Annotated in this window: 21 protein-coding genes; 13 read left to right on the top strand and 8 right to left on the bottom strand. The window is 58.0% G+C overall.

Translation table 11 applies throughout. The features are described from left to right. Positions 1 to 47: 47 nt before the first annotated feature. The 8 genes from AC2FIR_RS09165 to AC2FIR_RS09130 all read left to right on the top strand — a co-directional run bounded on the left by AC2FIR_RS09165 (position 48) and on the right by AC2FIR_RS09130 (position 7,581). Positions 48 to 1,097, top strand: a complete 1,050-nt coding sequence (locus tag AC2FIR_RS09165; protein ID WP_170463823.1) for an ester cyclase — start codon at positions 48 to 50, stop codon at positions 1,095 to 1,097. A gap of 1 nt (position 1,098) precedes the next feature. Further along, on the top strand, positions 1,099 to 1,866 hold the full coding sequence (locus tag AC2FIR_RS09160; RefSeq protein ID WP_496745809.1) for an SDR family NAD(P)-dependent oxidoreductase: 768 nt from the start codon (positions 1,099 to 1,101) through the stop codon (positions 1,864 to 1,866). Then, on the top strand, positions 1,866 to 2,885 hold the full coding sequence (locus AC2FIR_RS09155; protein ID WP_170817123.1) for a LacI family DNA-binding transcriptional regulator: 1,020 nt from the start codon (positions 1,866 to 1,868) through the stop codon (positions 2,883 to 2,885). Before AC2FIR_RS09160 ends, AC2FIR_RS09155 begins: the two co-directional genes overlap by 1 nt. Continuing rightward, positions 2,882 to 3,856: a nuclear transport factor 2 family protein gene (locus AC2FIR_RS09150; protein ID WP_170817124.1), complete on the top strand. Its 975-nt coding sequence runs from the start codon at positions 2,882 to 2,884 to the stop codon at positions 3,854 to 3,856. Before AC2FIR_RS09155 ends, AC2FIR_RS09150 begins: the two co-directional genes overlap by 4 nt. Positions 3,857 to 4,007: 151 nt before the next feature. Further along, complete coding sequence (locus tag AC2FIR_RS09145) at positions 4,008 to 4,970, top strand: cupin domain-containing protein (RefSeq protein WP_496762189.1); 963 nt, start codon at positions 4,008 to 4,010, stop codon at positions 4,968 to 4,970. A gap of 102 nt (positions 4,971 to 5,072) precedes the next feature. Further along, positions 5,073 to 6,197 (top strand): cobalamin-independent methionine synthase II family protein, encoded by a 1,125-nt coding sequence (locus AC2FIR_RS09140; protein WP_480812741.1) that lies wholly within the window; start codon positions 5,073 to 5,075, stop codon positions 6,195 to 6,197. After that, positions 6,194 to 6,889: an alpha/beta fold hydrolase gene (locus AC2FIR_RS09135; RefSeq protein WP_496745806.1), complete on the top strand. Its 696-nt coding sequence runs from the start codon at positions 6,194 to 6,196 to the stop codon at positions 6,887 to 6,889. Before AC2FIR_RS09140 ends, AC2FIR_RS09135 begins: the two co-directional genes overlap by 4 nt. Next, positions 6,886 to 7,581 (top strand): RraA family protein, encoded by a 696-nt coding sequence (locus AC2FIR_RS09130; protein WP_170682677.1) that lies wholly within the window; start codon positions 6,886 to 6,888, stop codon positions 7,579 to 7,581. Before AC2FIR_RS09135 ends, AC2FIR_RS09130 begins: the two co-directional genes overlap by 4 nt. 50 nt (positions 7,582 to 7,631) lie before the next feature. On the opposite strand, the gene AC2FIR_RS09125 is transcribed toward AC2FIR_RS09130, so the two are convergent. From AC2FIR_RS09125 to AC2FIR_RS09115, 3 genes are all read right to left on the bottom strand, one after another. Beyond that, entirely contained in the window at positions 7,632 to 10,952 is a 3,321-nt protein-coding gene (locus tag AC2FIR_RS09125; protein WP_496745802.1) for an ATP-binding protein, read from the bottom strand. A gap of 357 nt (positions 10,953 to 11,309) precedes the next feature. Next, on the bottom strand, positions 11,310 to 12,434 hold the full coding sequence (locus AC2FIR_RS09120; RefSeq protein WP_496745800.1) for an amidohydrolase: 1,125 nt from the start codon (positions 12,432 to 12,434) through the stop codon (positions 11,310 to 11,312). Continuing rightward, entirely contained in the window at positions 12,427 to 13,437 is a 1,011-nt protein-coding gene (locus tag AC2FIR_RS09115) for a pyridoxal-phosphate dependent enzyme (RefSeq protein WP_496715300.1), read from the bottom strand. Before AC2FIR_RS09115 ends, AC2FIR_RS09120 begins: the two co-directional genes overlap by 8 nt. A gap of 88 nt (positions 13,438 to 13,525) precedes the next feature. Here AC2FIR_RS09115 and AC2FIR_RS09110 point away from each other — a divergent pair, with 88 nt between their 5' ends. Both AC2FIR_RS09110 and AC2FIR_RS09105 read left to right on the top strand, forming a co-directional pair. Further along, a complete protein-coding gene (locus tag AC2FIR_RS09110; RefSeq protein ID WP_496745798.1) occupies positions 13,526 to 14,002 on the top strand; it encodes an Lrp/AsnC family transcriptional regulator in 477 nt (158 codons plus the stop codon). 185 nt (positions 14,003 to 14,187) lie between these two features. Next, a complete protein-coding gene (locus AC2FIR_RS09105; RefSeq protein ID WP_496745796.1) occupies positions 14,188 to 14,337 on the top strand; it encodes a hypothetical protein in 150 nt (49 codons plus the stop codon). Between the two features lie 263 nt (positions 14,338 to 14,600). Here the strand turns inward: AC2FIR_RS09105 and AC2FIR_RS09100 are convergent, their stop codons facing one another. The 5 genes from AC2FIR_RS09100 to AC2FIR_RS09080 all read right to left on the bottom strand — a co-directional run bounded on the left by AC2FIR_RS09100 (position 14,601) and on the right by AC2FIR_RS09080 (position 21,339). After that, positions 14,601 to 15,692 carry a peptidoglycan-binding domain-containing protein gene (locus AC2FIR_RS09100; RefSeq protein ID WP_496762186.1) on the bottom strand — a complete coding sequence of 364 codons (1,092 nt, stop codon included), beginning with the start codon at positions 15,690 to 15,692 and terminating at the stop codon, positions 14,601 to 14,603. 332 nt (positions 15,693 to 16,024) lie between these two features. Then, positions 16,025 to 16,765: an aspartate/glutamate racemase family protein gene (locus AC2FIR_RS09095; RefSeq protein WP_496745792.1), complete on the bottom strand. Its 741-nt coding sequence runs from the start codon at positions 16,763 to 16,765 to the stop codon at positions 16,025 to 16,027. 28 nt (positions 16,766 to 16,793) lie between these two features. Further along, positions 16,794 to 18,032, bottom strand: a complete 1,239-nt coding sequence (locus tag AC2FIR_RS09090; protein WP_170611475.1) for an NAD(P)/FAD-dependent oxidoreductase — start codon at positions 18,030 to 18,032, stop codon at positions 16,794 to 16,796. A gap of 4 nt (positions 18,033 to 18,036) precedes the next feature. Further along, a complete protein-coding gene (locus tag AC2FIR_RS09085; RefSeq protein WP_496745790.1) occupies positions 18,037 to 20,250 on the bottom strand; it encodes a TRAP transporter permease in 2,214 nt (737 codons plus the stop codon). Between the two features lie 81 nt (positions 20,251 to 20,331). Continuing rightward, positions 20,332 to 21,339, bottom strand: coding sequence for a TAXI family TRAP transporter solute-binding subunit (locus AC2FIR_RS09080; protein WP_496745788.1), 1,008 nt, complete (start codon positions 21,337 to 21,339; stop codon positions 20,332 to 20,334). A 129-nt stretch (positions 21,340 to 21,468) separates the two neighbouring features. Between AC2FIR_RS09080 and AC2FIR_RS09075 the strand changes: the two genes are divergently transcribed. From AC2FIR_RS09075 to AC2FIR_RS09065, 3 genes are all read left to right on the top strand, one after another. Then, the gene (locus AC2FIR_RS09075) at positions 21,469 to 22,437 is read left to right on the top strand and encodes a LysR family transcriptional regulator (protein WP_496762184.1); all 969 of its coding nucleotides are present in this window, start codon (positions 21,469 to 21,471) and stop codon (positions 22,435 to 22,437) included. Positions 22,438 to 22,645: 208 nt separating this feature from the next. Beyond that, positions 22,646 to 24,187, top strand: coding sequence for an acetolactate synthase large subunit (locus AC2FIR_RS09070; RefSeq protein ID WP_496745785.1), 1,542 nt, complete (start codon positions 22,646 to 22,648; stop codon positions 24,185 to 24,187). 270 nt (positions 24,188 to 24,457) lie between these two features. Further along, on the top strand, positions 24,458 to 24,634 hold a 177-nt coding region (locus tag AC2FIR_RS09065), incomplete at its 3' end, for an NAD-dependent epimerase/dehydratase family protein (protein WP_496762268.1).

Here is a 24,634-nt window from a genome sequence, read left to right as displayed (position 1 = left end):
TCACGGAATTTCTGAAGCAAGCAGTAGAAGCAATGCGAGATTTCGCAATGGACAAACACTCTACCCACAAGGCCCTGATCGCGCCTCTGCGCGAGGCCATGTACAACTTCGATGAAACCGGCGTTCGCGCGGCATTGGGTGCGGTGATCGCGCCGAATGCCATCGTTCACATGCCGCACCCGTTTGGTGACCTAACCGGACCGCAGGAACTCTATGACACCTGTTATGCGCCGCTGCTGAGATCCATGCCCGATCTGGAGCGTCGTGACTGGATCGTCATGGGTGGCGGGACCGAACAGGGCAATGATTGGGTCGGCTGTGGCGGCCACTACGTTGGTACCTTCGTCGCCCCCTGGCTGGACATCCCGCCGACGGGGCATCTGACCCATATGCGGTTCCACGAATTCTACCGCTTCGAAGGCGACAAGGTTGTGGAAATCCAGACGCTCTGGGACATCCCCGAAGTGATGATGCAGGCCAAGGCCTGGCCGATGGTTCCGTCACTGGGGCTGGAGTTCTGTATTCCCGGCCCAGCGACGCTGGACGGGATGGTGCCAGGTCCGTGGGATGAAGCGAAGTCAAACACCTCATGCGCCCATATCGTCGACATGTTGGACCATCTGAAAAAACACCCCAGCCAGGGTGGACCCGAAGTGATGGAGATGGAGAAGTTCTGGCATCCGCGCATGAACTGGTACGGCCCCGCCGGGATTGGAACCGGGCGCGGCATCGCGGGTTTCCGCAACTGGCACCAGATCCCCTTTCTGAACGGTATGCCCGACCGCGGCAAATACGTCGATGAAATCACCTACCACTTCTTTGGCGATGGTGATTATGCCGCCGTGACCGGTTGGCCGGACATGATCCAGACCGTCACGCATGATGGCTGGATGGGAATTGCGCCGTCCGGCAAACGTATCACCATGCGCAGCCTTGATTTCTGGCGGCTCGAGGATGGCCTGATCCGAGAAAACTGGGTGATGGTCGATCTGCTGGACGCCTACCGCCAACTGGGCGTAGATGTCTTTGCCCGCCTGCGCGAGTTCAACAAGGCACGTGTTCCGGGCACAATTCCGTTCCCGGTCGGCGAGGTCTGATATGCCCCAATTCCCCAGCACCCCAAGTTTCAGTCTGAGCGGCAAGCGCGCTCTGGTCGCCGGCGCCTCATCTGGCATCGGCATGGCCTGCGCTGTAGCCCTTGCGGAACATGGTGCTGAGGTCACATTAGCAGCGCGCCGCGTTGGCGCGTTGCAAGACATCGCGAATGAGATGTCAGCGCGCGGATGGGCAGCCAAGACACTTGAGCTGGACGTCTCGGACGTTGCAGCCACTGCAGCGGCCGTGGCGCAAAACGGACCTTTCGACATTTTGCTGAACTCGGCGGGCCTTGCCCGCCACAGCAAGGCTGTGGACACGCAACCGGATGATTTTGACGCCGTCATGGGCGTTAATGTCAAAGGGGCCTATTTCCTGACCCAAGCCGTTGCCAAAGGGTTGTTAGAAGCCGGCCGCCCCGGTTCGCTGATCAACATCTCAAGCCAGATGGGTCATGTCGGGGGCCGCGAACGCGCCGTGTACTGCGCGTCGAAATTCGCGGTCGAGGGGTTTTCCAAGGCGATGGCACTGGAGTTCGGGGCCGCAAAAATCCGCGTTAACACCATCTGCCCCACATTCATACTGACCGACCTGACCAGGTCCACGTTCGACGATCCGGACAAACGAACCTGGATTCTGGACAAGATCAAGCTGGGCCGCCCGGGTGAGATTGAGGACATTATGGGGGCGGTGGTCTACCTGGCGTCGGATGCATCGGCCTTGGTGACCGGCACGGCGCTGATGGTTGACGGGGGTTGGACGGCGGACTGATGGCGACACACAAGGTTACATCACTGGAAGTCGCCCGCCTCGCAGGGGTCAGCCAGTCTGCGGTCAGCCGGGTTTTCACCCCTGGTGCATCGGCATCAAAGAAAACCGTGGAAAAGGTGCGCAAGGCCGCCAAGGAACTGGGGTATCGCCCGAACGTTCTGGCCCGCGCCGTGGTGTCTGGGAAAAGCCGGATCATCGGGCTTGTTGTCGCCTATCTGAACAATCAGTTCTACCCCGAAGCGCTTGAAAAACTGACAAACACGCTGCAGGAGCGTGGGTACCACGTGCTGATTTTCATGGCCTCGCATCAGGCTGGAAATATCGACAACGTGGTCGAGGAAATACTCGACTTTCAGGTCGACGGGATCATCGCGGCCTCGGTTGCACTGTCGTCGGATCTGTCCGACCGCTGCCGAACCGCAGGCGTACCGATGGTGCTTTTCAATCGGGCGCAAGACGATACTGCCATGTCGTCAGTTACGTCCGACAACGTGGCCGGAGGACGAAAGGCCGCCGAGTTCCTGTTGGCCGGCGGGCACCAAAAGATTGGTTACATCGCCGGATGGGAAGGTGCTTCGACCCAGAGGGATCGCGAAGCAGGGTTCGTGGCGGCCTTGAAGGAGGCTGGGGTCACGCTGCACGCCCGCGAAGTCGGGAATTTTGTGGCCGAAGAAGCCCGGCAAGCGACGCTTAAGATGTTCAACTCCGATGCGCCTGATGCGGTGTTTGTCGCCAACGATCACATGGCCATTTCCGTGATGGACACGCTGCGGTTCGAGTTGGGTTTGAATGTTCCGGGCGACGTTTCGGTCATCGGATATGACGATGTCGCCGTGGCGTCATGGCCGGCGTACAACCTGACCACCATTCGCCAACCCGCCAACCGCATGGTCGCTGAGACCGTCGATATTCTGCTCAGCAAAATCGAAGATCCTGATGTCAGTCCGCGCCGGGTCGAGATTGACGGACCTCTTATTGTTCGCGGCTCGGCCCGCATACCTGAAGGATGGAAGACATGAAGGGGTTTGATCCCAAATTCAAAGACTTTCCCGATTACATCATTGGCATCACCAAGGAGATTTGGGAGGATCGCGGCATAGCCACGCTGCATCACTATTACGCGCCGGACATCGTGGTACGCTCGCCGGGATCGGTCGTGGTTGGCAATCAGGGTGTTATCGCGGCCACGATGGCCACCCTTGCCGAGTTTCCCGACCGTACGCTTCTGGGCGAGGATGTGATCTGGTCCGGAACCCCGGAAGAAGGGATGCTGTCCTCGCACCGGTTGCTGTCAACGGCGACCCATCTGGGCGATGGCGTTTACGGTAAAGCGACCGGGAAAAAGCTGGTTTACCGAATTCTTGCCGATTGCCACGCCATCAACAACCAGATCAACGACGAATGGCTGATCCGCGACCAGAGCGCGATTGTCCAGCAGATGGGCTGGGATCCCAAGGAATACGCCCGAGACCTGATCGCCCGTGAAGGTGGGCCAGACGCCTGCGTGCAACCCTACACGCCCTCAAACGACAAGCCCGGCCCTTACAAAGGGCGTGGAAATGACAACGAGTGGGGTCAGAAATATGCTGATATCCTGAACCGTATCATGAATGCCGACATGGGTGTGATCGAAGCAGAGTATGACCGCGCCGTCCTGTCGGAATATCCCGGCGGCACCACAGGACATAGCTGGGGTCCGGTGGACCGGTTCTGGATGGGCCTGCGCGCCTCGTTCCCGAATGCAGAATTCAAGATTCACCATCAGATTGGCCGCGACGATCCGATGATGCCGCCGCGCGCCGCGATCCGCTGGACGCTGCACGGTAAGCACGACGGCTGGGGTGTCTTTGGCGTTCCAACCGGGGCCGAGGTCTTTGTTCTGGGTATCAGCCAGGCCGAGTTCGGCCCCTGGGGTCTGCGCAGGGAATACACCCTTTTTGACGAAACATCGATCTGGAAACAGATCCTTTTGAAAACCGGCGATCTCTAGCATGCCGTGCCGTATCTCAAATCTGGATGCCGGGCAGGCGATGCGGCGTTACCACGCCCACCGCGCCAGCCTGCGCGCCCGGCGGCTGAACAATCGCCCGCCGGGTGGAACGGTTTGATCCGATCAAACCCACCGCAAAAGGAACAAAGATATGAGTACCATCGAAAGCCGCATTGTCCGCTATGGCGAGCTGAAACCCTGTAAAACCCCGTTCATCGACGCCCATACGCCGGGCTCGGACCAGAAAGAGAACTTTACCATCATCGGCGGCGGGGTCAGCGAAAGCCCGGACCAGCACGTCCACATAACCGACAAGATCGGGTTCAACATCGGCGCGGCTGGGCAGCCCCCGAAATGCCGCAACTCGTTGCACAGTCACACCACGGCCGAGGTTTTCTTTGTTGCCAAAGGCCGGTGGCGGTTCTTCTGGGGCCGTTATGGCACTGCAGGCGAATTCATCGCCGAGGAAGGTGACATCTTCAACATCCCGACGGGCATCTTCCGCGGCTTCGAGAATGTGGGCCAGGACTATGGGATGATCATGTCGATGCTGGGTGGCGACGATGCCGGTGGCGGCGTGACCTGGGCACCGCAGGTGATCGAGGACGCGCAGGCACACGGTTTGATGCTGGGCAATAACGGTGTTCTGTACGACCGCAAGAAGGGCGAGGACCTGCCGCACAACGTCCAGCCTATGCCGCTGCTGACCGAAGAAGAACTGAAAGCGTACCCCGAGGTTCCCGTCGACGCGGTGATCGGCAAGTATGTCGCCCGCTACTGGGACCTGATGGCACTGGCGGCGCACAAGCCGGCGGTTGTGATCGGCGAAAAGGGTCTGATCAAGGACAAGCCCGGGTTCGAGGTTGATTTTCTGACACGCGGCTCGGCCGTGACCGAGGCGGTCGTGGCTGAAAAACCGGTCGTATTGATGCCCGCAAGCGGTCACTGGCGCATCCGGATCAACGATGTTGAGACCACCCTGTCGAACGGCGACACTGCCTTGGCCTTGCCTGGCGAAAGCTACAGCGCCGAGCCTTCGATGACCGGCGAAGCGGGCCTGTACCGGATCACTGCAACCGATGATCCGGCCGGGGCGACCTGGACGGGTGCTTAATGGTGCCAGCGCGCGTTCCCCTTCCGGTTGGGGCGCGCCAAATAGAACCTGCGTCGGGCATCCGTCCCGGCGCGGGACGGAGTTTCGAAGGGAGATGAACAAATGACCCGCATATTGACCACCCACGTGGGAAGCCTGCCGCGTAGTCAGGAGGTCGTGGACTTCATCTTCGCACGCGAGCGGGAGGAGCCGTTCGATCAGACCGAATTTGACACCTGCATGACCGCAGCCGTGTCCGATACCGTGCGCAAACAGGCGGCGGCCGGGATTGATATCGTATCGGACGGTGAAACCTCGAAAATCTCGTACGCCACCTATGTCAAGGACCGCTACACCGGCTTTGCCGGTGACAGCCCGCGCAACGCGCCAGCGGACCTCAAGATGTTTCCGGGCTTTCTGCAGCGGCTGGCGAATGACGGCGGAACCCCGCAATATGCCCGGCCCATGTGTGTGGGCGAGGTGCGTTCAAAAGGCCAGGATGAGTTGCAGAAGGATATTGCCAATCTCAAGGCGGCGATGGCCGAACACGGGGTGGCGCGCGGCTTCATGAACGCGGCCAGCCCCGGGGTGATATCCCTGTTCCTGCAAAACGACTTTTACCCAACGCGCGAGGCCTATCTGGCAGCGCTGGCCGACGCGATGAAGGCGGAATACGAAACCATAGTTGGTGCCGGTCTTGATCTGCAACTGGATTGCCCCGATCTTGCGCTGTCGCGGCATATGCTGTTCACCGGTCTGTCCGACGATGAGTTCCTGAAAATCGCCAACATGCATGTCGAGGCGCTGAACCACGCGTTGCAAGATGTGCCGGCCGACAAGGTGCGTGTTCACATTTGCTGGGGCAATTACGAAGGTCCGCATTGCTGCGATATCGGCATGGACAAGGTGTTTTCGACACTGATGTCGACAAAGTCGCGCTATGTGCTGTTCGAAACCTCGAACCCGCGCCATGCCCACGAATGGACCGTGTTTCGTGACCGCAAAGCCGAAATTCCAGCCGACAAGATTCTGGTGCCGGGCGTCGTCGACACCACGACGAACTTTGTCGAACATCCCGAACTGATCGCGCAGCGGGTTGAACGCTTTGCGGATATCGTAGGGGGCGACCGGGTGATTGCGGGATCGGATTGCGGCTTTGGCACTTTTGCCGGCTTCGGTGCGGTCGACCCGGACATAGCCTATGCCAAGCTGGGCGCGCTTGCCGAAGGGGCCGCATTGGTCAAATGACACCGCTTGTTCTGTTGCCCGGAATGATGTGTGACGCGCGACTTTTCAGCGCCCAAATCGCGGCTTTGTCGGGCAGGGTTCCAATTCTGACTGCGCCAATCGGGGGCCGTGACACGATGGCGGCTCTTGCCAAAGACGTGCTGGCCTGCGCGCCGCAACGGTTTACTGTGGCAGGGCTCTCAATGGGCGGTATCGTGGCTATGGAAATCCTGCGGCAGGCACCGGACCGTGTGGTGGGCCTGGCGCTGATGGACACCAACCATTTGGCCGAAACGGATGAGGTCAAAGCCAGGCGCGGTCCGCAGATAGCCGCTGTCGAACGAGGAGACCTGCGCATCGTGATGGCGGACGAGATGAAACCCAATTATCTGACCGATGGCCCGGACAAAGCTGCAATTCTGAACCTTTGCATGGATATGGCAGAGGGTCTTGGTCCCGATGTCTTTGTCAATCAATCCAAAGCGTTGCGAGATCGGCCAGACCAAAGCGAAACGCTGCAAAACTTCCACGGTGAAGCCCTTGTTCTGTGTGGGCGCGACGATGCCTTATGTCCGGTATCGCGGCACGAAATGATGCACGCGCTGATGCCGCAGAGCCGGCTCGAGGTTATCGAACGGGCTGGTCACCTGCCGACTTTGGAACAACCGCAACAAACCACGGCGGCTCTGACCCGCTGGCTGGAGGCGATATGAAGAAGTCCCTGCTGGACCTGCTGAAAAAGGTCGATACCCCCACGGTTTGCAACGCCATCGAAGTGGCGCAGGGCAAACGTGGGTTCAATGATTTCACCCGGGGCACGATGTTGTGCTCTGATCCCGGTGCGGGCGCGATGGTGGGATATGCACGCACCGCGAAGATTGCCGCCGTGAACCCGCCGACCGAGGCTCCGGAGGTGATCCGAAAGCGCCGGATGGACTACTACCGGCACATGGCTTCGGGGACCGGTCCGGTCGTGACCGTGGTCGAGGATACGGATTACCCGCATTGCATCGGCGCCTATTGGGGTGAGATCAACACCACGATCCACAAGGGTTTTGGCATCAGTGGCGCATTAACCAACGGGGTTATGCGCGACCTCGGCGATTTGCCCGACGGGTTTCCGGTTGTGGCGGGCTCGGTCGGGCCAAGCCACGGTTTCGTGCACGTGAAAGAGGTTGGAACGCAGGTGTCGATCTTCGGACTTTCAATCAGGGACGGGGACCTTGTGCATGCAGACCGGCATGGCGCATTGGTGGTTCCGCCCGAGGTGGTGGACGTGCTTGAGCAGGCGATCATCAAGTTACTTGAAACTGAGAAGCTGATCCTGGTGCCCGCGCGTCAATCTGGGTTCGATTTCAACGCCTTTGAAAAAGCGTGGGTGGCGTTTGAAGCCTCTCGAACCTAGGAGGCGCAAGGGACGGGTTATCCGTCCGTGTCACCTTGAGCAGATGAGCGTTAGCCGACGGTTGTTTCATCAAGCCATTTCAAGGCATCGCTCACGTCAATTGTATGCTCTCCGCCCGTGACCGTTTGCAAAACGGCACGAAGATCGGAAGTGGGAATGCCAGCTCGTCCGTTTATTTGGCAGTGCTTGACATAGTCCAATGCCGTTCGAAGTTCGAACATCTTTGCATTCTGTTGTCGCGCCACGTCCAAAGCCACACGAAACTCGTTTTCAGCGACCCCATTCTCTGAAGATGCGAGGGCATAGACCCGTTCCGTCTCAGCTTGGGCCCATCCCTCATTGGTCAGTCCGTGGTGTTTGCGTGCTTCGGCGAGGCAATCCAGCGCACCTTCCCGGTTGCCGGATTTCAGCGTGAGCTCCGCAACCAAGGTAAGAAAGAACGGCTTGTAGTTTCCCGCGCCGCTGGCCCACCATGCTTCTGATGCCTTGCGTAATGCGCGGATCGTTTCCGGCTGGGGTGAAATATGGGCATCCACCCAGCTTCGCCAGAGGGATGCCGTCAAAGACATGAATGTGAAAGAGTGCTTGGAGGAAAGCTGCTCAAGTTGATCAGTAACCTCGATAACCTGTTCCGGTTCGCGGCGCAGAAGATGCAGCATGCACAGGTAGGTCAGCGACTGCGCGATGCTGTGGGCGTGCTGAAGGTCCTTTGCGGCAGCGACCGCTTTTTTCTGGACTTCAAGCGCCTTGTCCGGCGCACCACGCATCCAGATCGCAAGGCTCAGGAAACATGAGGTAATCGCGGCGTGGTCCGATCCGTAAATGAATGCCAGATGCCCATCGCGTTCCCGGCTGTAGAGTTCCAGCGCCTTGCTCAGATGCGTGTAGGCCGGGTCCAGTTCCCCGATATGGAACAGCACCGCGCCCATCGCCCGGTGCGCCACCATTTGATGTTGCGTCTGGCCAGTCGAATGCGCCAGATCCAGCGATTGCCCGGCAACATTTCTGGCCAAATCATACTCGGCACGCACCAAATGAAAGGAATACAAACCGTTCAAAACCGGGAACAAGTGTTCTGTCTCTTCAACGCGTTCACAAAGGTCGCGTATTCTTGAGTAGACAGAACCGGTTTCATCAGCGGCAATACCAGCCGTTGATCGCAAAACACCTGCCCTGAGAACCTGTATCTCGATTTCTTTTCGGTCCCGATCGGTGCTTTGGCTCAGTTCCGCCAACTGCTCAATCGCCAGGGACAATTGTGTACCTGCCTCGATGTTGGCGGATCGTTGAACCGCGCGCTGGCCCGCAAGATGCCGGTAGTCGATTGCTTCCTTGTTCATGCCCGCCATCGTGTAGTGGTGTGCCAGAATTTCCGGGCTGGCATCACCCGAATGAACCTCCTTGTCTTCCAGTCTTCGGGCAACACGAGCGTGCAAAACACGGCGTTCGCTTTTCAGAAGACTGTTGTAGGCGGTGTCGCGAATAAGCGCGTGACGGTAGCTGAAGGTTTCATGATCATCGGCATCAGAAACCGTGACTATCCCTGCATCCAACAAAAGCTCCAAACCCGCGCGCAACGCGGTATCTTCAATGCGGGCCACCTTGGCGATCAACGGATACGAAAACTGAGGTCCGATGACAGCTCCGATCTGGGCCACTTCCTTGGCCGAACTCAACCGGTCAAGGCGCGCCATCAACGCATCGTGCAAGGCACTGGGAACCGAGTTCGCCGGAGAAACCAGACCCATTGAATACGTGTCTGTTCCTTCGGTCAAACCGCCGGATTCCAGAAGGTCTTTGGTTACTTCTTCCACGTATAGAGGCACACCGTCGGATCTGGCCGCAACCACCTCATACATCTCGTCCGAGATCGGCTGGCCTTTGGCGACTTCATCCACAATGTTCTTGACCTGATGGAAATCCAACTGCTTCAAAACCACTTTCGAAAGATTTGATTGCAGCGCCCAGCCCGGGTCGAACTCGGGTCTGAATGTCATGACAACCAGCACCGGAAGGTCATAAATCCGGTACACGATCCGATCCAGCAACAGCTTGGTCGTCGGATCAATCCAATGCGCATCCTCGAACAGGAACAGCAGCGGTTTTTCTCCGGCCACTGCCGTCAGATTGCTCAGCAGCATTTCCAGCGTCTGCTCCATGAGATGCTGCGGAGTCAGATTCAACGGGCCCAATTGATCTTCAAATGGAACGGACAGAAGCGATGCTGCCAACTTCAAGGCATGGTCAGTCTGATCGCCAAGAACGGCAGAGATTTTTTTCAATTTTACGTCGCTTGAATCGTGGGAACGGAGTCCCGCCGCAATTTCGAGTTGGCGAATGAGGGGATAAAATGCACTTGCGTAATGGTAAGGCGAACACTGGTATCGAGTTTGAGTGTGCGGCACCCCCGCAATACTCTGTCGTAATTCCTCAACCAATCGCGACTTGCCAATTCCAGGCTCGCCTGACACCAGCACAACCTGTCCCTGACCGTTCCTGGCCAACTGCCACTTTTCGTTCAGGGTCTCAAACTCTGCGGTGCGGCCGACCAAAGGCTTGAGCAACTCGTCATCCAAGGCCAAAAAGCGGCTGACGGTTTCCCGCGTTCCGGTAACCTGCCAGGCTTCAACCTCCCTGGCGAAACCCTTGAGTTTGAATGCGCCGCGCAGAACGTAGTTGAAAGCGTCGCCCGCCAATTGTTGCGTGCTAGGAGCGACGATCAGCGTTCCCGGGTCCGCCATAGTCTGCAGACGGGCGGCCAGATTGGGCGTCTCGCCCATGGCGGTTCCATCCTCAAACATTTTTTCGCCGCGCAAATCACCAACGACGACCAATCCGGTCGCTATCCCTATTCTGACATTCAGTTTCGCGTGGGTGCGGATATCCGGCACTTCCTGGATAATGCGAAGCCCCGCACGAACGGCACGCTCTGCATCATCTTCATGGGCGTGAGGAAACCCGAAAAAGACCATGATTCCATCGCCATAATAACTTGCAATATGGCCGTCAAAGGCCGCAACGGACGCAGCGCATGTTTCCTTGAAAAGCCGAAGTACCTCCGCCAGATCTTCGGGATCGACGCGCTGGGCAATTTCAGTTGACCCGACCAGATCGATGAACATTACGGTAAGCTGCCGGCGCTCGGCCACGATTGTCGGGCCGTCAGGACCCTTGGGCTGGCTTTGCCCGGCCTCTGCATCGACACGAACCGCTTTCAGGAAACGCCGTCTCGGACCAAGGGGAAGTCCGATCGTGACAAGATCCTGGTCCGTTAATTCGGATAGATCGCTTAGCTCGATTTCATGCTCGGCAAACGCCTTGGCGTACTTGGTCAAACTGTGTTTCTCAAGCCAAAGCGCAATATCGGACATTCGATGGTTTCACTTGCCGTCTTGGCAGGGCGCAATGTCTGCGCTCCAACAACAGGCATCTCCCTGTTAGCTTAGCTTTCAACACACTCGTTACAATTTACGGTGACATCCTAGGAAATATTCTTTCAATGAAGAAGCCCACTTTGTTAACGGGTCAAGGGCTTCGATGCGCCTTTTTAACCCGGCCCAACATAAACTTCTCGGCGGCGCGCTTTGGCGGCCCTTGTAATGGTTGCCGTAATCATTGGATGCCTGCGCTTCATCCGGAAGCGTTTCATAGGCCTGACGTATCACCAATATAGGATCGGCGAAACAATGCCGCCGTTCAGATCGTGTGCTTGAACACAGGCTTCCGTATCAGAAGTCCCGCCGTGCAAGGTTGGTCCAAAACGCAATTCCATGGCGGATAGCATCATCGTTGAAATCATATGACGGGTTGTGAAGCGGCATCGCATTGTTCCCCTCAACCCCGTTACCCATCAGGATGAATGCCCCCGGACGATGTGCAAGAAACCCGGCAAAGTCTTCCGAAAAACCGACCCGGCCATAAGTATCGTTTATTCTACCAACGTCACGGGCCGCGCCTGAAATACAATCGGTTGCCCTGTCGTCGTTCACCAGCGGCCGGAATGAAGTCGAGTAATCAACTTGCGCCTCTGCAGCATGCGCCGCGCTGACACCGGCCACAATCGCGCGCATTCTGCGTTCTATGCTTTCAGACACATCCCCGGTGAACCCTCGGCAGTCCCCGCGCAGTGTTACATTGCTGGGTAGGATATTGCGCGCACCATCGGTCAGGAATTCGGTGATGGAAACCACGGCGTGTTCGCTGGCTGGAAGCGAGCGAGAGACGATCGATTGCAATTGCTGCACAATCGCGGCCCCGACCACAATCGGATCGATGCCTTTTTCGGGCATGGAAGCGTGCCCGCCCCGACCCTGAATATGGATTTCGAAATTATCCTCAAACGCACAGAATGGCCCTGCCTGCGTGGCGAAATGACCAAGCTCCATTCCCGGCATGTTGTGAAGGCCGAAGATTGCGGCCATGGGGAAGCGGTCGAACAAATCGTCCGCAATCATCGCGGCGGCCCCATTTCCATTTTCTTCGTCCGGCTGAAAGATGAAGTGAATGGTCCGACTAATATTGGGATCCGCCGCAAGTTCCAGCGCGGCCCCAAGCAGCATGGTACTGTGACCATCGTGCCCGCATCCATGAAACTTGCCGTCCGCTTGCGAGCGATAGGGCAAGTTTGTCGCCTCATGTATCGGCAGGGCGTCCATATCGGCACGAAAGCCGATCGCAGTTTCATCGGGACCCCGTCGCAGGGTCGCGACGAGACCAGCCCGGCCAACCCCACGGGTGACTTCAAGCCCTGCGTCTTCCAACGCTGCTGCGATCTGTCCAGAGGTCCGGTCAAGATCGAAACCGGTTTCCGGGTTGGCATGCAAATCCCGACGAAATGCGGTGAGGTCAAGCATCGGCCACACTTCCTTCGGACAGGATGATCAGCGGCAGGTCGGCTTCAACCATCAAGCAGGCTGCCAAACCTGCCGCACCGGAAGGTGTCGTAGAGAAACCCAGGTCCTGGGCCTGTTTTACGGCGTCCAAAGCCTGTTGGTCACTGACCGTAACCCAATCATCGGCGCACTGTTTCAAAATATCCAGGGCCAACATGGACGGCGTCTTGCAATCCAGCCGCCCCATGTTTGACACGGGTCCTTCGACAGTGAAGATCTCACCCGCCATGACGCTTTTCTTGAGGCAAGGCGCGGCATCCGGTTCGACGACTATGATCTTTGGCTGAACCGGCCAGTTGGACCGGATCATGTAAGCGACCCCTGCGGCCAGGCCGCCAACGCCAGCCTGCAAAAATACATGGCTGGGCCAGGTTCCGGCAGTTTCCAGCGCGTGCTGTATTTCTTCGGCAATGACGGTATAACCTTCCATGACCAGCCGGGGAGGTTCGGTGTATCCGGGCCAGGAGCCGTCGGCGAGGTGGATGGCGCCGGTTGCCTCGGCATCGGCAATGGCTTCCGCAACACTTTCCTCGTAGTCGTCGCCGGACCGAACTACCTCTGCGCCCTTGTCCCGTAGACGAATGGCGAAGTCCTCGGGCACCGTTTCGGCGAGGTGAATGCGGGCCTTTGCTCCAAACAGACGCGCGCCAGCGGCCACAGCCATGCCGTGATTACCTGCGCTGGCACAAACAAAAGTCATCGAGCGTGCGATGTCCTTTACAATGTCGTCCAGAAAGGCGTTTGCTTCTACGGGGTGGCCAACGCGCGCTTCGATCAGCTTGGCGACAGCATAAACACCACCGAGGGCTTTGAACGCGCCCAAGCCCATTCTGCCGGTTTCGTCCTTGATCAGCATCGGTCTTCCCTGGAAACTGCGGGTCTCCAAGGGGCTTGGTCTGTAGGCAGGGCATGCAGCAAGCAGAGCCAGCGGTTTTGCGACGTCGAGTATCTTTGAGTTTTTCATGGAGAGAGTTGTACGCGCAAACGATGATCTATTATGGTCAAATTTGCCAAATTTGCGGGAAATTTTCTCTAAATGATGAAGGTGTGGTGTGAAACTCGATCAGTTTGACCGAAAGCTGCTTCAACTGATGCAGGCCGATGCAAAGATGGGCCTCGAAGCCCTTGCGTCAGAGACGGGCTTGTCTGTCGCATCCGTACAACGGCGTCTGAAGGCGCTCAGATCCTCGGGGGCCATTCTGTCCGAAGTGGCGATTGTTGACGCTAAAAAACTTGGCGTCGCGATGAGCTTCATTGTCATGGTTGAACTGGAGCGGGAACGTCAGGATCAGATAGACGCGTTCTCACGACAGGTGCAGTCCGAGCCCATGGTCCAGCAGTGCTATTACATCACAGGAGACGCCGACTTCTGTCTGGTCTGCACTGCAAAGGACATGGATGATTTTCAAGAACTTACGAAGCGCCTGTTTTTCGACAATTCAAACGTCCGTCGCTTTCGAACATCTGTGGTCATGGGACGGAAAAAAATCGGATTAGGTATTCCGGTTGATGGGGACGGGCTGGGGTGACGAAAACCCTCGTGAAGTCGTTCACTCTGTACGGCACGGCTTTGGGCGACCTTTGTTGAAATCTCTTGCCTTATAGACGCGTAAGTCACGCCAAAAGCTCGGAAGCGAACTCGGTTTTCATCGCCGGCTTCGATCAGCCACCGCAAATACCGCTTATATCGCCGTCGTTTTGCTTTGGACGATGAATGGAGTGGTTTGCGACCCTGTTGCAGACTGGCGGTTCGAACACGCCGCTTGCCAAGTACGCAGTGGACGACGTTGCAAAGGACGGTGTCCGATTGGGCAATCTCTGCGACTTCCGGACGTTCAGCCGGGCAATTAACATGACGGCCTGAACGCTGACCAACGGCGGTTGTTATGTCGGATTTGACCACGGAATACCCGGCAGCCATTCCTTCATGGCTGCCAGGGATGCGCGTCCGCCTTGATCGGCATGTGTAAACAACCAGACATCCAGGAATATCGGTGCGGTTTCCGGTATCTCGTCTGTGTCAGACGACAGCCTTTGCGACCCAAATGTCAGTGCGAGAACGTGTAGCAAGGCAAGGCATGTCAAGTTTGGTGAAGACGGTTGAAACCAGTCCAAGTCAAAACAATACTAACTGGTTTTTGCCGCATAGAACGAACAACCATTTGAATCGCGTCCGCTGATTGCCAGTTTTTGGTCCGCGACAACGCCGTTGCTGCGAACACGCCCCAGCAGGAAGCCATAATTTATCTCACCCGACATTCGACGCCCCGACAGTCGGCCGTTGAATCGCCCAGTAAACCCTTGCGAGGTTTTCACCTGACCCGTGTAATTGCCGCCACCGACATGCCTGACCTTCATTGCGCCCGTTATTTTCTGCTGTCCGATTTTGCTGCGGGTTCCGCAAGTTGTTGTGAAACGCCAGTTCCCCGACATTTCCGTTGGCCCAATCGGAATCGGGGGCGGAGGGTTGTAGAGGTCGCTGTTGTCGGGAAACGCCAGCCAGGATTGCAATTGCGCTTCCGACTGGATCCTGAGTGCTACCAGTTGGCTGGCTGAAAGGTAACCCGTTGCCGGAAAACCCCGGCTTGCCTGCCATGCCTGAATTGCCCCTCTGGTCCCACGACCCATAACACCGTCTATTCCATTCGGATCATGGCCCAGAACACTCAGCCGGGCCTGAATGTCGCGGATCGCCTGTTTGTCCAGCGCCAAAGCAGTTTCCGATTCAGCTGTACCATTTTCCGGCACCGGTTTCAGCGGTGGCAGCGGTCTAAGCGGCGGAAGTTGTTTCAACGCAGGCGGGGTTTCCTGGAGCAATGCGGACTGTGCGGCTGGCGCACCGGTTATGGTCAGGTTGCCCTGGCTGTACGTGGCTTTGTATTGTTTGCCCTCTAGGCCGTCACGGTACGGCGCGCAACCCTCCAGCGCAGACGCGAAGAAAAAGTAGAACTGACGATGCGCGGACCGGGCAGCCGCCGGCGCGGTCATCACCGGCAGTCCCACGATGTCGCCGGCTGGACCAACTTCGAATTCAATCTCAACGCCGATCTGAGGATTCCCTGAGATCGCTTTTCGGATGCAATCCGCAGCGGCCGCCAACTGCGTGGGGTCGTTAACCTGAGCGGTGGATACCCCATGAAAGCAAACCCAAAGCAGCAGGGCATAGGCCAGAGTTGAAACTCGTCTTTGCGGGGTCTTGTCACACGTCAGATTTGGCATTCGTCTCCGCAAGAAGGTCTCCAAGGTTCGGCAGCTTTGCGTTCAGGGTAGCCGATTGTTCGCCTTGCAGCGATGCAAATCCGCTCTGTGGGACACTCTGACTTCGATTGTCTCTGCTGAGGCCAGGTGTTCTTTCGGGGTGGGGTGGCCCCTCCAGACCGGATTTGTTTCCGAGGGCCTGCCGTGAACACGCAAACAGGTTTTGCCCATCTGTCAGGATCATAACCGTCCTGATGTGCGCGACTACTTTTGTGTTTCAGCGAAAGCAGCCGACACTTGTAACGTCGCCATCTCGTGCTTTTGGGCACGTCCAACAGCGTGCCTTTTGACTTTTAAGACCAGGGCATGATCCCTGAATACGAACTGCGCGTGCTTACGGAATGCGCCATCTGTGCCAGTGTCGTCAGATCAAAAACGGGAAGCTGTAGTTCTTCCTGAATCCGCGCGGCATAGGGCGGCAGATCGGTGCATTCCAGAACCAATGACCGGATGCCCGGGTCCCGCCGCTTCAGGTTGCGAACCGCTTGCATGACTTCATCATCGATCAGATCAGTGTCCATACGCGTTCGCGTGTTGCGCAGGATCACTTCGGCAAATTCGGTACTGTCCTCCAACCCTTGTACCGCGACGGGGATGCCCGCGGCACCTACACCTTCGAAATGTTTCGGCGTTAGTGCCGACGCATCTGCGGTCAGCACGCCCACTGGGGCATTCGCGCCGGTCATGTGAAACGCCAATGGCACCTGTATCAGACTGGATGCAAAGACCGGGACGGAAACAGCAGCCGCCAGTTCCTTTTGAAAGAGCGCCAGAAAACCGCAACTGCCGGTGATGGCCCGTACACCCTCGGCCTCAAGGCGCCGTGCCCCGGCGATAAAGGGGTCCAGCAGTTCAGGGGTCGGGTTTTTCAACAGGGTCGGGACGGTAACGCCATCTATCATTTCGTACAGCACCGAAAACGGCAGGCTGGACGGGTTCTTGATATGACCCGGAGGTTTGGGGAAATAGCTCTCTAGGCATAAAACGCCTATCGAGGCCCCACAGATGTTCTGGCCGCCTTCGTAAATTGGCATGGTCGTCAGCTCCTTTCGGATCAGAGGTTCAAAACCGGGCCAGTGAAAACGGGTCCAGGTCGATATTTGGGCTGCGGTCGGAGATGATGTCGGCCACAAGCTCGCCGGTTTTCGGTGCCATCATCAACCCATAGTGGGAATGGCCAAACGCGGTGTAGAGGCCATCTTTTCCGTTCAAAGGTCCAATTGCTGGAAGGCTGTCCGGAAAGGACGGACGCCGCCCCATCCAGAACCTTGCGCCGCTTGTATCAAGGTCCGGAACCATGGACTTGGCTTGCGCGGTCAGTGTCTTTTCCTTTCCGGGATCGGCGGGCGCGTCGACGCTTGCGAACTCGGCTGTTCCCGCGACACGAAGGCCACCCTGCATCGAGCTTGCGACAACTTTTGCGTCCACATCCATGACCGAATTGTTCAGACTGGCGGAAGGCGTTGGAAACTCGACATGATATCCGCGCTCGGCGACCAGCGGGATCGACAAGCCAAGGGGTTTCAGGATTTCGGCTGACCAGACTCCGGCGGCCAGAACGACCTTGTCGGCATGAAGGAGCCCTTGCGCGGTGGCAAGCTGCCAGCCGCCATCCTGCGCACGGCTCAGCCCTTTTAGCTCGGTTTGGACGATTTCTGCGCCCTGTATTCTGGCCTTGTCGGCCAGAACCGCAGCCAACCGTCCCGGAGATGTGACGCGTGCCTGACCCTTGATCACAATGGCAGCCTTGAAATCACGGCTCAGCGCAGGTTCGATACGCCGCAATTCGACGCCATCGATGCGGTCGAGGTCGCCTCCCTTTTCCCGCCGAATGAGGTAGTCCAGCCCATCCAGGTTGGCCTGTTCCGGATGGCGGAACGCGTGGACATAGAGGCTGTCGGTGATCAGATCCTCGTGACCGGTGCCCTGCAGATGCCGCCGGTACAGATCAATGGAAGGACGGCACAACAGCTCCATCGCATCCGAGATCTCACGCACCGTCTTTTCGCCGGAGTTACCCAGAAAGCGCATCCCCCAGGGAACCATCTTTGGCCAAAACGAAAGCCGGACAGACAGCGCGCTTTTTGGGTTCAGCAGCATTGCCGGAAGCTTTTTCCAGATCCCCGGCACGGCTTGCGGGATGATCGACCACGGAGAGACAACGCCCGCGTTTCCGAACGAGGTTTCCTGCCCCGGTTCGCTTCTGTCCAATAGCCGGACGGGAATGCCGCGCTCCTGCAGGGACAACGCGCAACAGATGCCGACGATGCCAGCGCCGATGATGGTGACTTCTTTCGCCATGTTGTTATGCCGGGGAATGACTGCGGTTGCGGGCGATCATCTGAGTGACGATGACCGGAGAGGCCACGGCCAGCGCGATCAGATCAGCGGTCAGGCTGGGCGCGACAAAGATAACGCCTGCCAATGCCATCAAGATACGCGAGGCTATGTTCAGCGGCTTTAGCCAATATCCCACCACGGCGGCGGACAGGGCGATGACCCCTGCAATGCAGCTGGCGGCAGTGTAGGTGAACTCCCACAGATTGAACCCGGTTGACGACACGAACAGCAGAACCGGTGCATAGACAAAGGCCATGGGCGCGATGACTTTGCCAAGCCCAAGTGTAAAGGCGGACAGCCCGGTTCGGAACGGGTTGGAATTGGCAATGGCCGCGGCCGCATAGGCCGAAGTGCAGACCGGCGGCGTGATCTCGGACACGACACCGTAGTATAGCACGAACAGGTGGCTGGCGATGGGCGGCACGCCCAATTGCGCCAGCGCGGGCTGTGCGACCGAAACCAGCATGATGTATAACGCTGTGGTCGGGATGCCTGCGCCCATCAGGATGCAGACGATGGCGATGAACACCAGCGAGATGAACAGCTGCAGGTCTTCCATAGCAAACAGTTGGAAGCTGCCGAACGAGATCATGTTGTACAGATCCGCCGCCAGGTTGCCCGCGCCCTGCGTCACCATGAAACCGATGCGGAACCCGATGCCGGTGGTATTGATGACACCCACCACGATGCCGACAGCGGCCGCAGCGGCCCCCACGGCCAGCGAGTATTTCACGCCCAGTTCGACCGCGGCCAGCATCTCGGGAATTTCGATCCGTTTCTGGGGGTTCAGTGTAGCGATCACTGACAGGCCGCAAAGAATGGCCGTCATGGTCAGATCGAAGCCACCATCCGAGAACTTCCAAAGCACGAAGGCAAGGAACGCCGCCGCATAGATCAGTGTCGGAGGTTGCTTCAGGCGCGACATGCCCGCGATCACGGCAAGGGAGATACCGCAAAAGGCGGACATGAACGGCGTGTAGCCCGTGAACAGCACTACCAACAGGCCGATCAGAGGCACGATGTTGGCCCAGCCTTCGGCCCAGACAGCCTTGAGCTGCGGCAGTTGCTCTGTCGCCAGACCCTTCAGGTTCAGCTTGCGCGCCATCAGGTGCACGACAGCAAAGACACCGACATAGTGCAGGATGGCCGGGAAGATCGCCGCGATCACGATGGTTGTATAGGGAACCTCGAGGAACTCGGCCATGATGAAGGCGGCCGCCCCCATGATCGGCGGAGTGATCTGGCCACCGGCCGAGGACGCGGCCTCGACCCCGCCTGCAAAATGGCCGGGGTATCCCAGGCGCTTCATGTTGGGAATTGTCAGCGCGCCGGTCGAAACGGTGTTGGCCACCGAAGAACCCGAAATCGTGCCGAAGAACGCCGAGGATACCACCGACACTTTTGCCGGACCGCCGGTATAACGGCCCGCCAAAATGGTTGCGTTGTCGATGAAAAGCTGTCCCAGCCCTGTGCGCTGGGCAATGACGCCAAACAGCACAAAGTGGAACACAATTGTGGAAACAACCCAAAGTGTGACGCCGTAGATGCCTTCCTGCGGGAAGTACATCGACGATACGAAAGTTTTGAAATTCACGCCGGGATGCTGCAGCAGGCCGGGGAAATAGGGACCCAGCAGGGCGTATGAGATAAAGACACAGATGATCAGCGGCAGCACCCAGCCCAAAGTACGGCGCGCGATGTCCAGAACCAGCAGGATGATGATTACGCCCAAAATCACGTCGTACGTGTTGGGGTTGCCCATGCGGAACGTCTGTTCCTCGATCCCGAGAAACGGAATGCCGCGCCATGCGAGTCCGACATACAGCGCAGCGATGATCCCCAGCGCCATGAAGACCAAGTCGTAGAGTGGGATGTTACCGATGCGGAAGCGGCTTACTTTAAGCGCATAGAGGCTTTTGGCCCCGATAATCGGGATTGTTGCATAGACCAGAATGAACAGCAGCGCCAGGTAGATGCCCATGTGCCAGTGATCGGCGGGCAGGCCGAAACCGGCGGTGAAGAATTCATAGAATGCAAAGATCAGAGCGACGACTCGCAGAACCTTGGCGGTTGCGGGCGACACTTGCCGGACGGCGGCGCCTTCGTCGAATTGTTCTTCGATGGCAGCCAGTTCCTCGGCTGTCAGCTCGTGGTCATCAAGTTTCAGTGTCTCGGACATGATGGCCCCCCTGATTACGCGTATTTCGAGAACCCGGTGTCCCTTGCGGGGCACCGGGTGTTTGTGTTTCCTGAGATCGGATTACTGAAGAAGTCCGGCTTCTTTGTAGAACTTCTCAGCACCTGGATGCAGCGGAACACCCAGCGCCTCGACACCGTCCAGCGCCGTGTCGGGTGTGATCTGCTTGCCTTTGGCATGGCCGTTGTCCAGCAACTTGCGGGTGTTGTCGTTCCACAGGGCCTTGGTCAGTTGATAGACCAGATCTTCAGACAGGTCCGAGGATACAACCAGCATCGCGCTGACCGCAGGGGTTTTGGTCTCGGCGTCGATGCCTTCATACACGCCGCCCGGAATGGCCGAGGGGATATAGGCCGGGATGATCTCATTGATCTTCGCCAGATCCTCGTCCGAGAAGGAATGCAGGTTCATGCCTTTGGTCGAGGACAGCTGCACCATCGCGGCGACCGGCCAGCCTGCGGCATAGAAGTAGGCGTCCAACTGACCATCAGCCAGACGCTCCGCGCTCTGGCTGTTGTTCAACTCGGCCTCGTCCATGTTGTCGCGGTTGACGCCCCAGGCGTCCAGCATCTGCAGAACGGCCACCTGAGTGCCCGAACCCGCCTGCGCGATACCAACACGTTTGCCTTCCAGATCGCCCAGATCATTGATCGTCTGACCTGCCGGCAGAACCAAATGCAGGTCCTCGGGGAAGAGATTGGCTACGATGCGCAGGTTAGGATGCGGTTTGCCTTCGAACTTGCCTTCACCCAGAAACATCGAGCGCGTGACGTCGGCGGCGGCCAGGCCGGCCTCCAACTCGCCGTTTTGAACGGCCGCATTGTTAAAGACAGACGCAGTGGTGGATTGCGCAATCGCGATCAGACCGGGCACGCCGCACTGGCCGCCTTCTTCACACGGGCGCGAACCCGGAGGGGCAGAAATCCCGTTTGCGATTGTGCCGCCGATGGGGAAGTAGGTTCCGCCAGCCCCGCCGGTACCGATGCGGAAAAAGGTCGGGTCCTGTGCCAGCGCCGGTGCGGCCAGCGCGCCAGCCAGAGCGATGCCTGCCAGGCATTTCGATAGTCTCATCGTTTCCTCCAAGTTGTGGATCATCGGATTCGGTTTGCCCGAAATTTGATCCCGCCAGCGTAGAGGGAATTCACATAAATACAAATTTGTTATATTTCACAAAACTTAAATTTAGCTTATATATAGCGCATGAATCTTACCCAACTGGCCGTATTTCGCGAAGTGATGGAAACCGGTTCCATTTCTCAGACGGCGAAAAAACTGAACCGCACGCAACCAGCGATCAGCCTGGCATTGAAGAACCTTGAAAAGAACTTGGGTCTTACGTTGTTCGAACGCAAAGGGCGGCGTCTGGTGCCGGTTCCGGAATCGCATTACCTTCTGGCGGAAACTACGGGTATCCTGGATCGGCTTTCGACGATTTCCAGTACCATGGAAGGGCTGATCAAAGGGCATTCCGGCAGTTTGAACATCGCCACAATGCCTGGTCCTTCGGCGTTTCTGTTCCCGCGGTTCATCAGCCAGTCGGTCGGGGAAAACCCCAATATACGCATCACGCTGTCCACACGCAGTTCGCCCCAGATCATGGAGCTTGCAGGTACCCAGAATATCGATTTTGGTTTCGCTGATTTTGAACACTCTGCCGGCAGAAAACCGCAGTATTCAGCCGAACTCATCCGGGCTGACTGTTTTTGCGCCATAGACAGCGCACACCCTCTGGCGTCCCGGAAAAGCATAACGATTTCTGATCTGGACGGGATCCCCATGGGCGGGTTGCACGAAACCCATCCGTTCCAGCGTAAGATCCGGCAAGAGTTTCAGGACGAATCTGCAAACTACAAACCGACGGTCACCTGCCAGTACTTTCTTCCGTTGATCCCCTTTGTAAGTTCGGGTCAGTGCTGCACCATCGTTGATCCGCTGACCTTTGCCACCGAACGTGAATTGGGGCTGTCTCAGGGGAAGGTTGCGTTTTTGCCGTTTGAAAACCCGCTCAGATATGAATACGCGATCCTTCAGCCTGACCACCGACCGGCGTCACAGCTCGCGCTCAACATCAAGGCAGGCTGGAAAGCCGAAGTTTTGAAGAAACTGGAGGAAGTGGGGGCCAATCCCCGTGCAGAATGGGTTGATGAAACCGAAGGCAAGCAAGACTGAATAATCGTGATCATCAAAGGCGGGCGTCGAGATACCTTGCGACGATCACGCCGGTTTTCTCTTCATCGTGCTCTGCCGGTTCAGGCGACAAGCTGTCATGTTCAGGAGTTAGGAAAGGCATTACTGAAGGCACATAACGGGTTCTGATCGGCCGCTGAGACCGCTAGGCTGATGTGCAGACGAGACTTTTCGAACGGTGAGAGCGAGAATGAATGGTGCAGAAAGCCTGGTCAGAACACTTCTTGGGGCGGGTGTGGACACTTGTTTTGCCAATCCCGGCACCAGCGAGATGCATTTCGTGGCGGCTCTGGATCAGATCCCGGGGATGCACTGCGTTCTTGGCCTGCAGGAGAACGTCGTCACTGGCATGGCAGACGGCTATTTCCGGATAGCGCGCAAGCCAGCCTCGACCTTGCTGCATTGCGGTCCGGGATTGGCCAATGGAATGGGCAACCTGCATAATGCCCGCAGGGCGCGGTCGGGGATAGTCAATATCGTGGGCGATCAGGCCACCTATCATGCCAGGCACGATGCTCCGTTACAGGCCGACACGGACAGTATGGCGCGCACGGTGTCGAACTGGGTGCATACCAGTTCGCGATCCGATCAGGTCGGGGCCGATGCGGCCCGTGCCATTCAGGCAGCAAAAACTATGCCGGGGCAGATCGCCACACTGATCCTGCCTTCGGATGTCAGCTGGGATAAGGGCGGCAGGGTTGCCCATCCGCTGCCGGTTCCAGTCCCGGCAAAGATCGATCCTGCGGCTGTCGCTCAGGCCGCCCGCACCCTGCGGGATGACGAAAATGTCCTGATCCTGCTGGCAGGCCACGGTGTGCTGACCCCCGCGCAGAGCCTGGCCTGGCGGGTGGCGCAGGCGACCGGCGCGGCGCTGATGGCAGATTTCGTCACGCCGCATCTGGCGCGGGGACGCGGGCGTCTGCCGTTGGTGCGGGTGCCCTATGACACCGACCTGGCGCGCGAAACGCTTGCGAATTTCAAGACCATCATTCTGGTCGGTGCCAAACCTCCGGTGGGGTTTTTTGCGTATCCGGGGAAATCCTCGACCCAATATGCCGACGACGCACGTTTCATTCGTCTGTCGCGCCCGGATCAGGACGCCGAAGCCGCGCTTCAGGCACTGGTGGATGAACTGAACGCGCCCGCCGTCGCGATCCCTGATCCTGGCCCTCGACCCGAGGCCCCTTCGGGCGCTTGCAGCCCGGAAGGTCTGGCGCAGGCAGTTGCGGCTTTGATGCCCGAGAATGCGATCATTTCGGATGAAAGCGTGTCCTATGGACGGGCTTTCTATCCGCACACCTTCGCGGCCCCAGCCCATGACTGGCTGCATCTGGCCGGAGGGGCCATTGGCGATGGCCTGCCGGTGGCCACCGGGGCCGCCATCGCGGCTAAAGGTGAACGCCGGGTGATCAGCTTGCAGGCCGACGGCTCGGCGATGTATTCGCTTCAGTCGCTCTGGACACAGGCGCGCGAAGGGCTGCCCTGCACGACGATCATCATCTCGAACCGCAAGTACCAGATATTGATCGGCGAATACGGCAATGTCGGTGCAACGCCGGGCCCTACGGCGATGGACATGCTGGACCTTGGCAAACCGGATCTGAACTGGGTCAATCTGGCCAACGGCATGGGGGTCGAGGCCGCAGTGGCCACCGATCTGGACCAGCTTGGCGATCTGATGCAGGCCAGTTTCGCAAGACTCGGTCCATTCTTGATCGAGCTGATCGTCTGATGGTGCCCGATACGTCGCCGCGCCTCGGGAGAGCAATAAGAATACGACATCTTAGAGCGCGGTGTTTGACCCTGTTGGGTCTAAGGCGTGTTAGGCGAGGGTAGAACAGAGCGAGAAGAACCGGTGGCGAACAGCGGTTTCGAACCTCAAAAACATACCCCTCGGGACATGCCAGATATACTGCAACCACCGTGGCAGAACGGCAGGCTGCAATGCGCGCCCCGATTGCAATCGAAGTATTAATGAACTAGTGACGCGCCATCTGTAGACATGGTGGATAGCTTAATGAAGATTCTGATCACGGGGGGCGCGGGTTTTATCGGGTCGCGGCTGAGCGCTGAACTTGTTCAGCAAGGGCATGACGTCACGGTTTTCGACTCTCTGCACCCACAGGTTCATTTCCAGAACGAGACCAATTTCAGGATCGCCAAATCCTCGGGCGCGGGG

The organism is Ruegeria sp. CDSB136, from assembly GCF_059610965.1.
The sequence above is the reverse complement of the archived record's forward strand: the minus strand, read 5'-3'. Positions and strand labels throughout refer to the sequence as shown.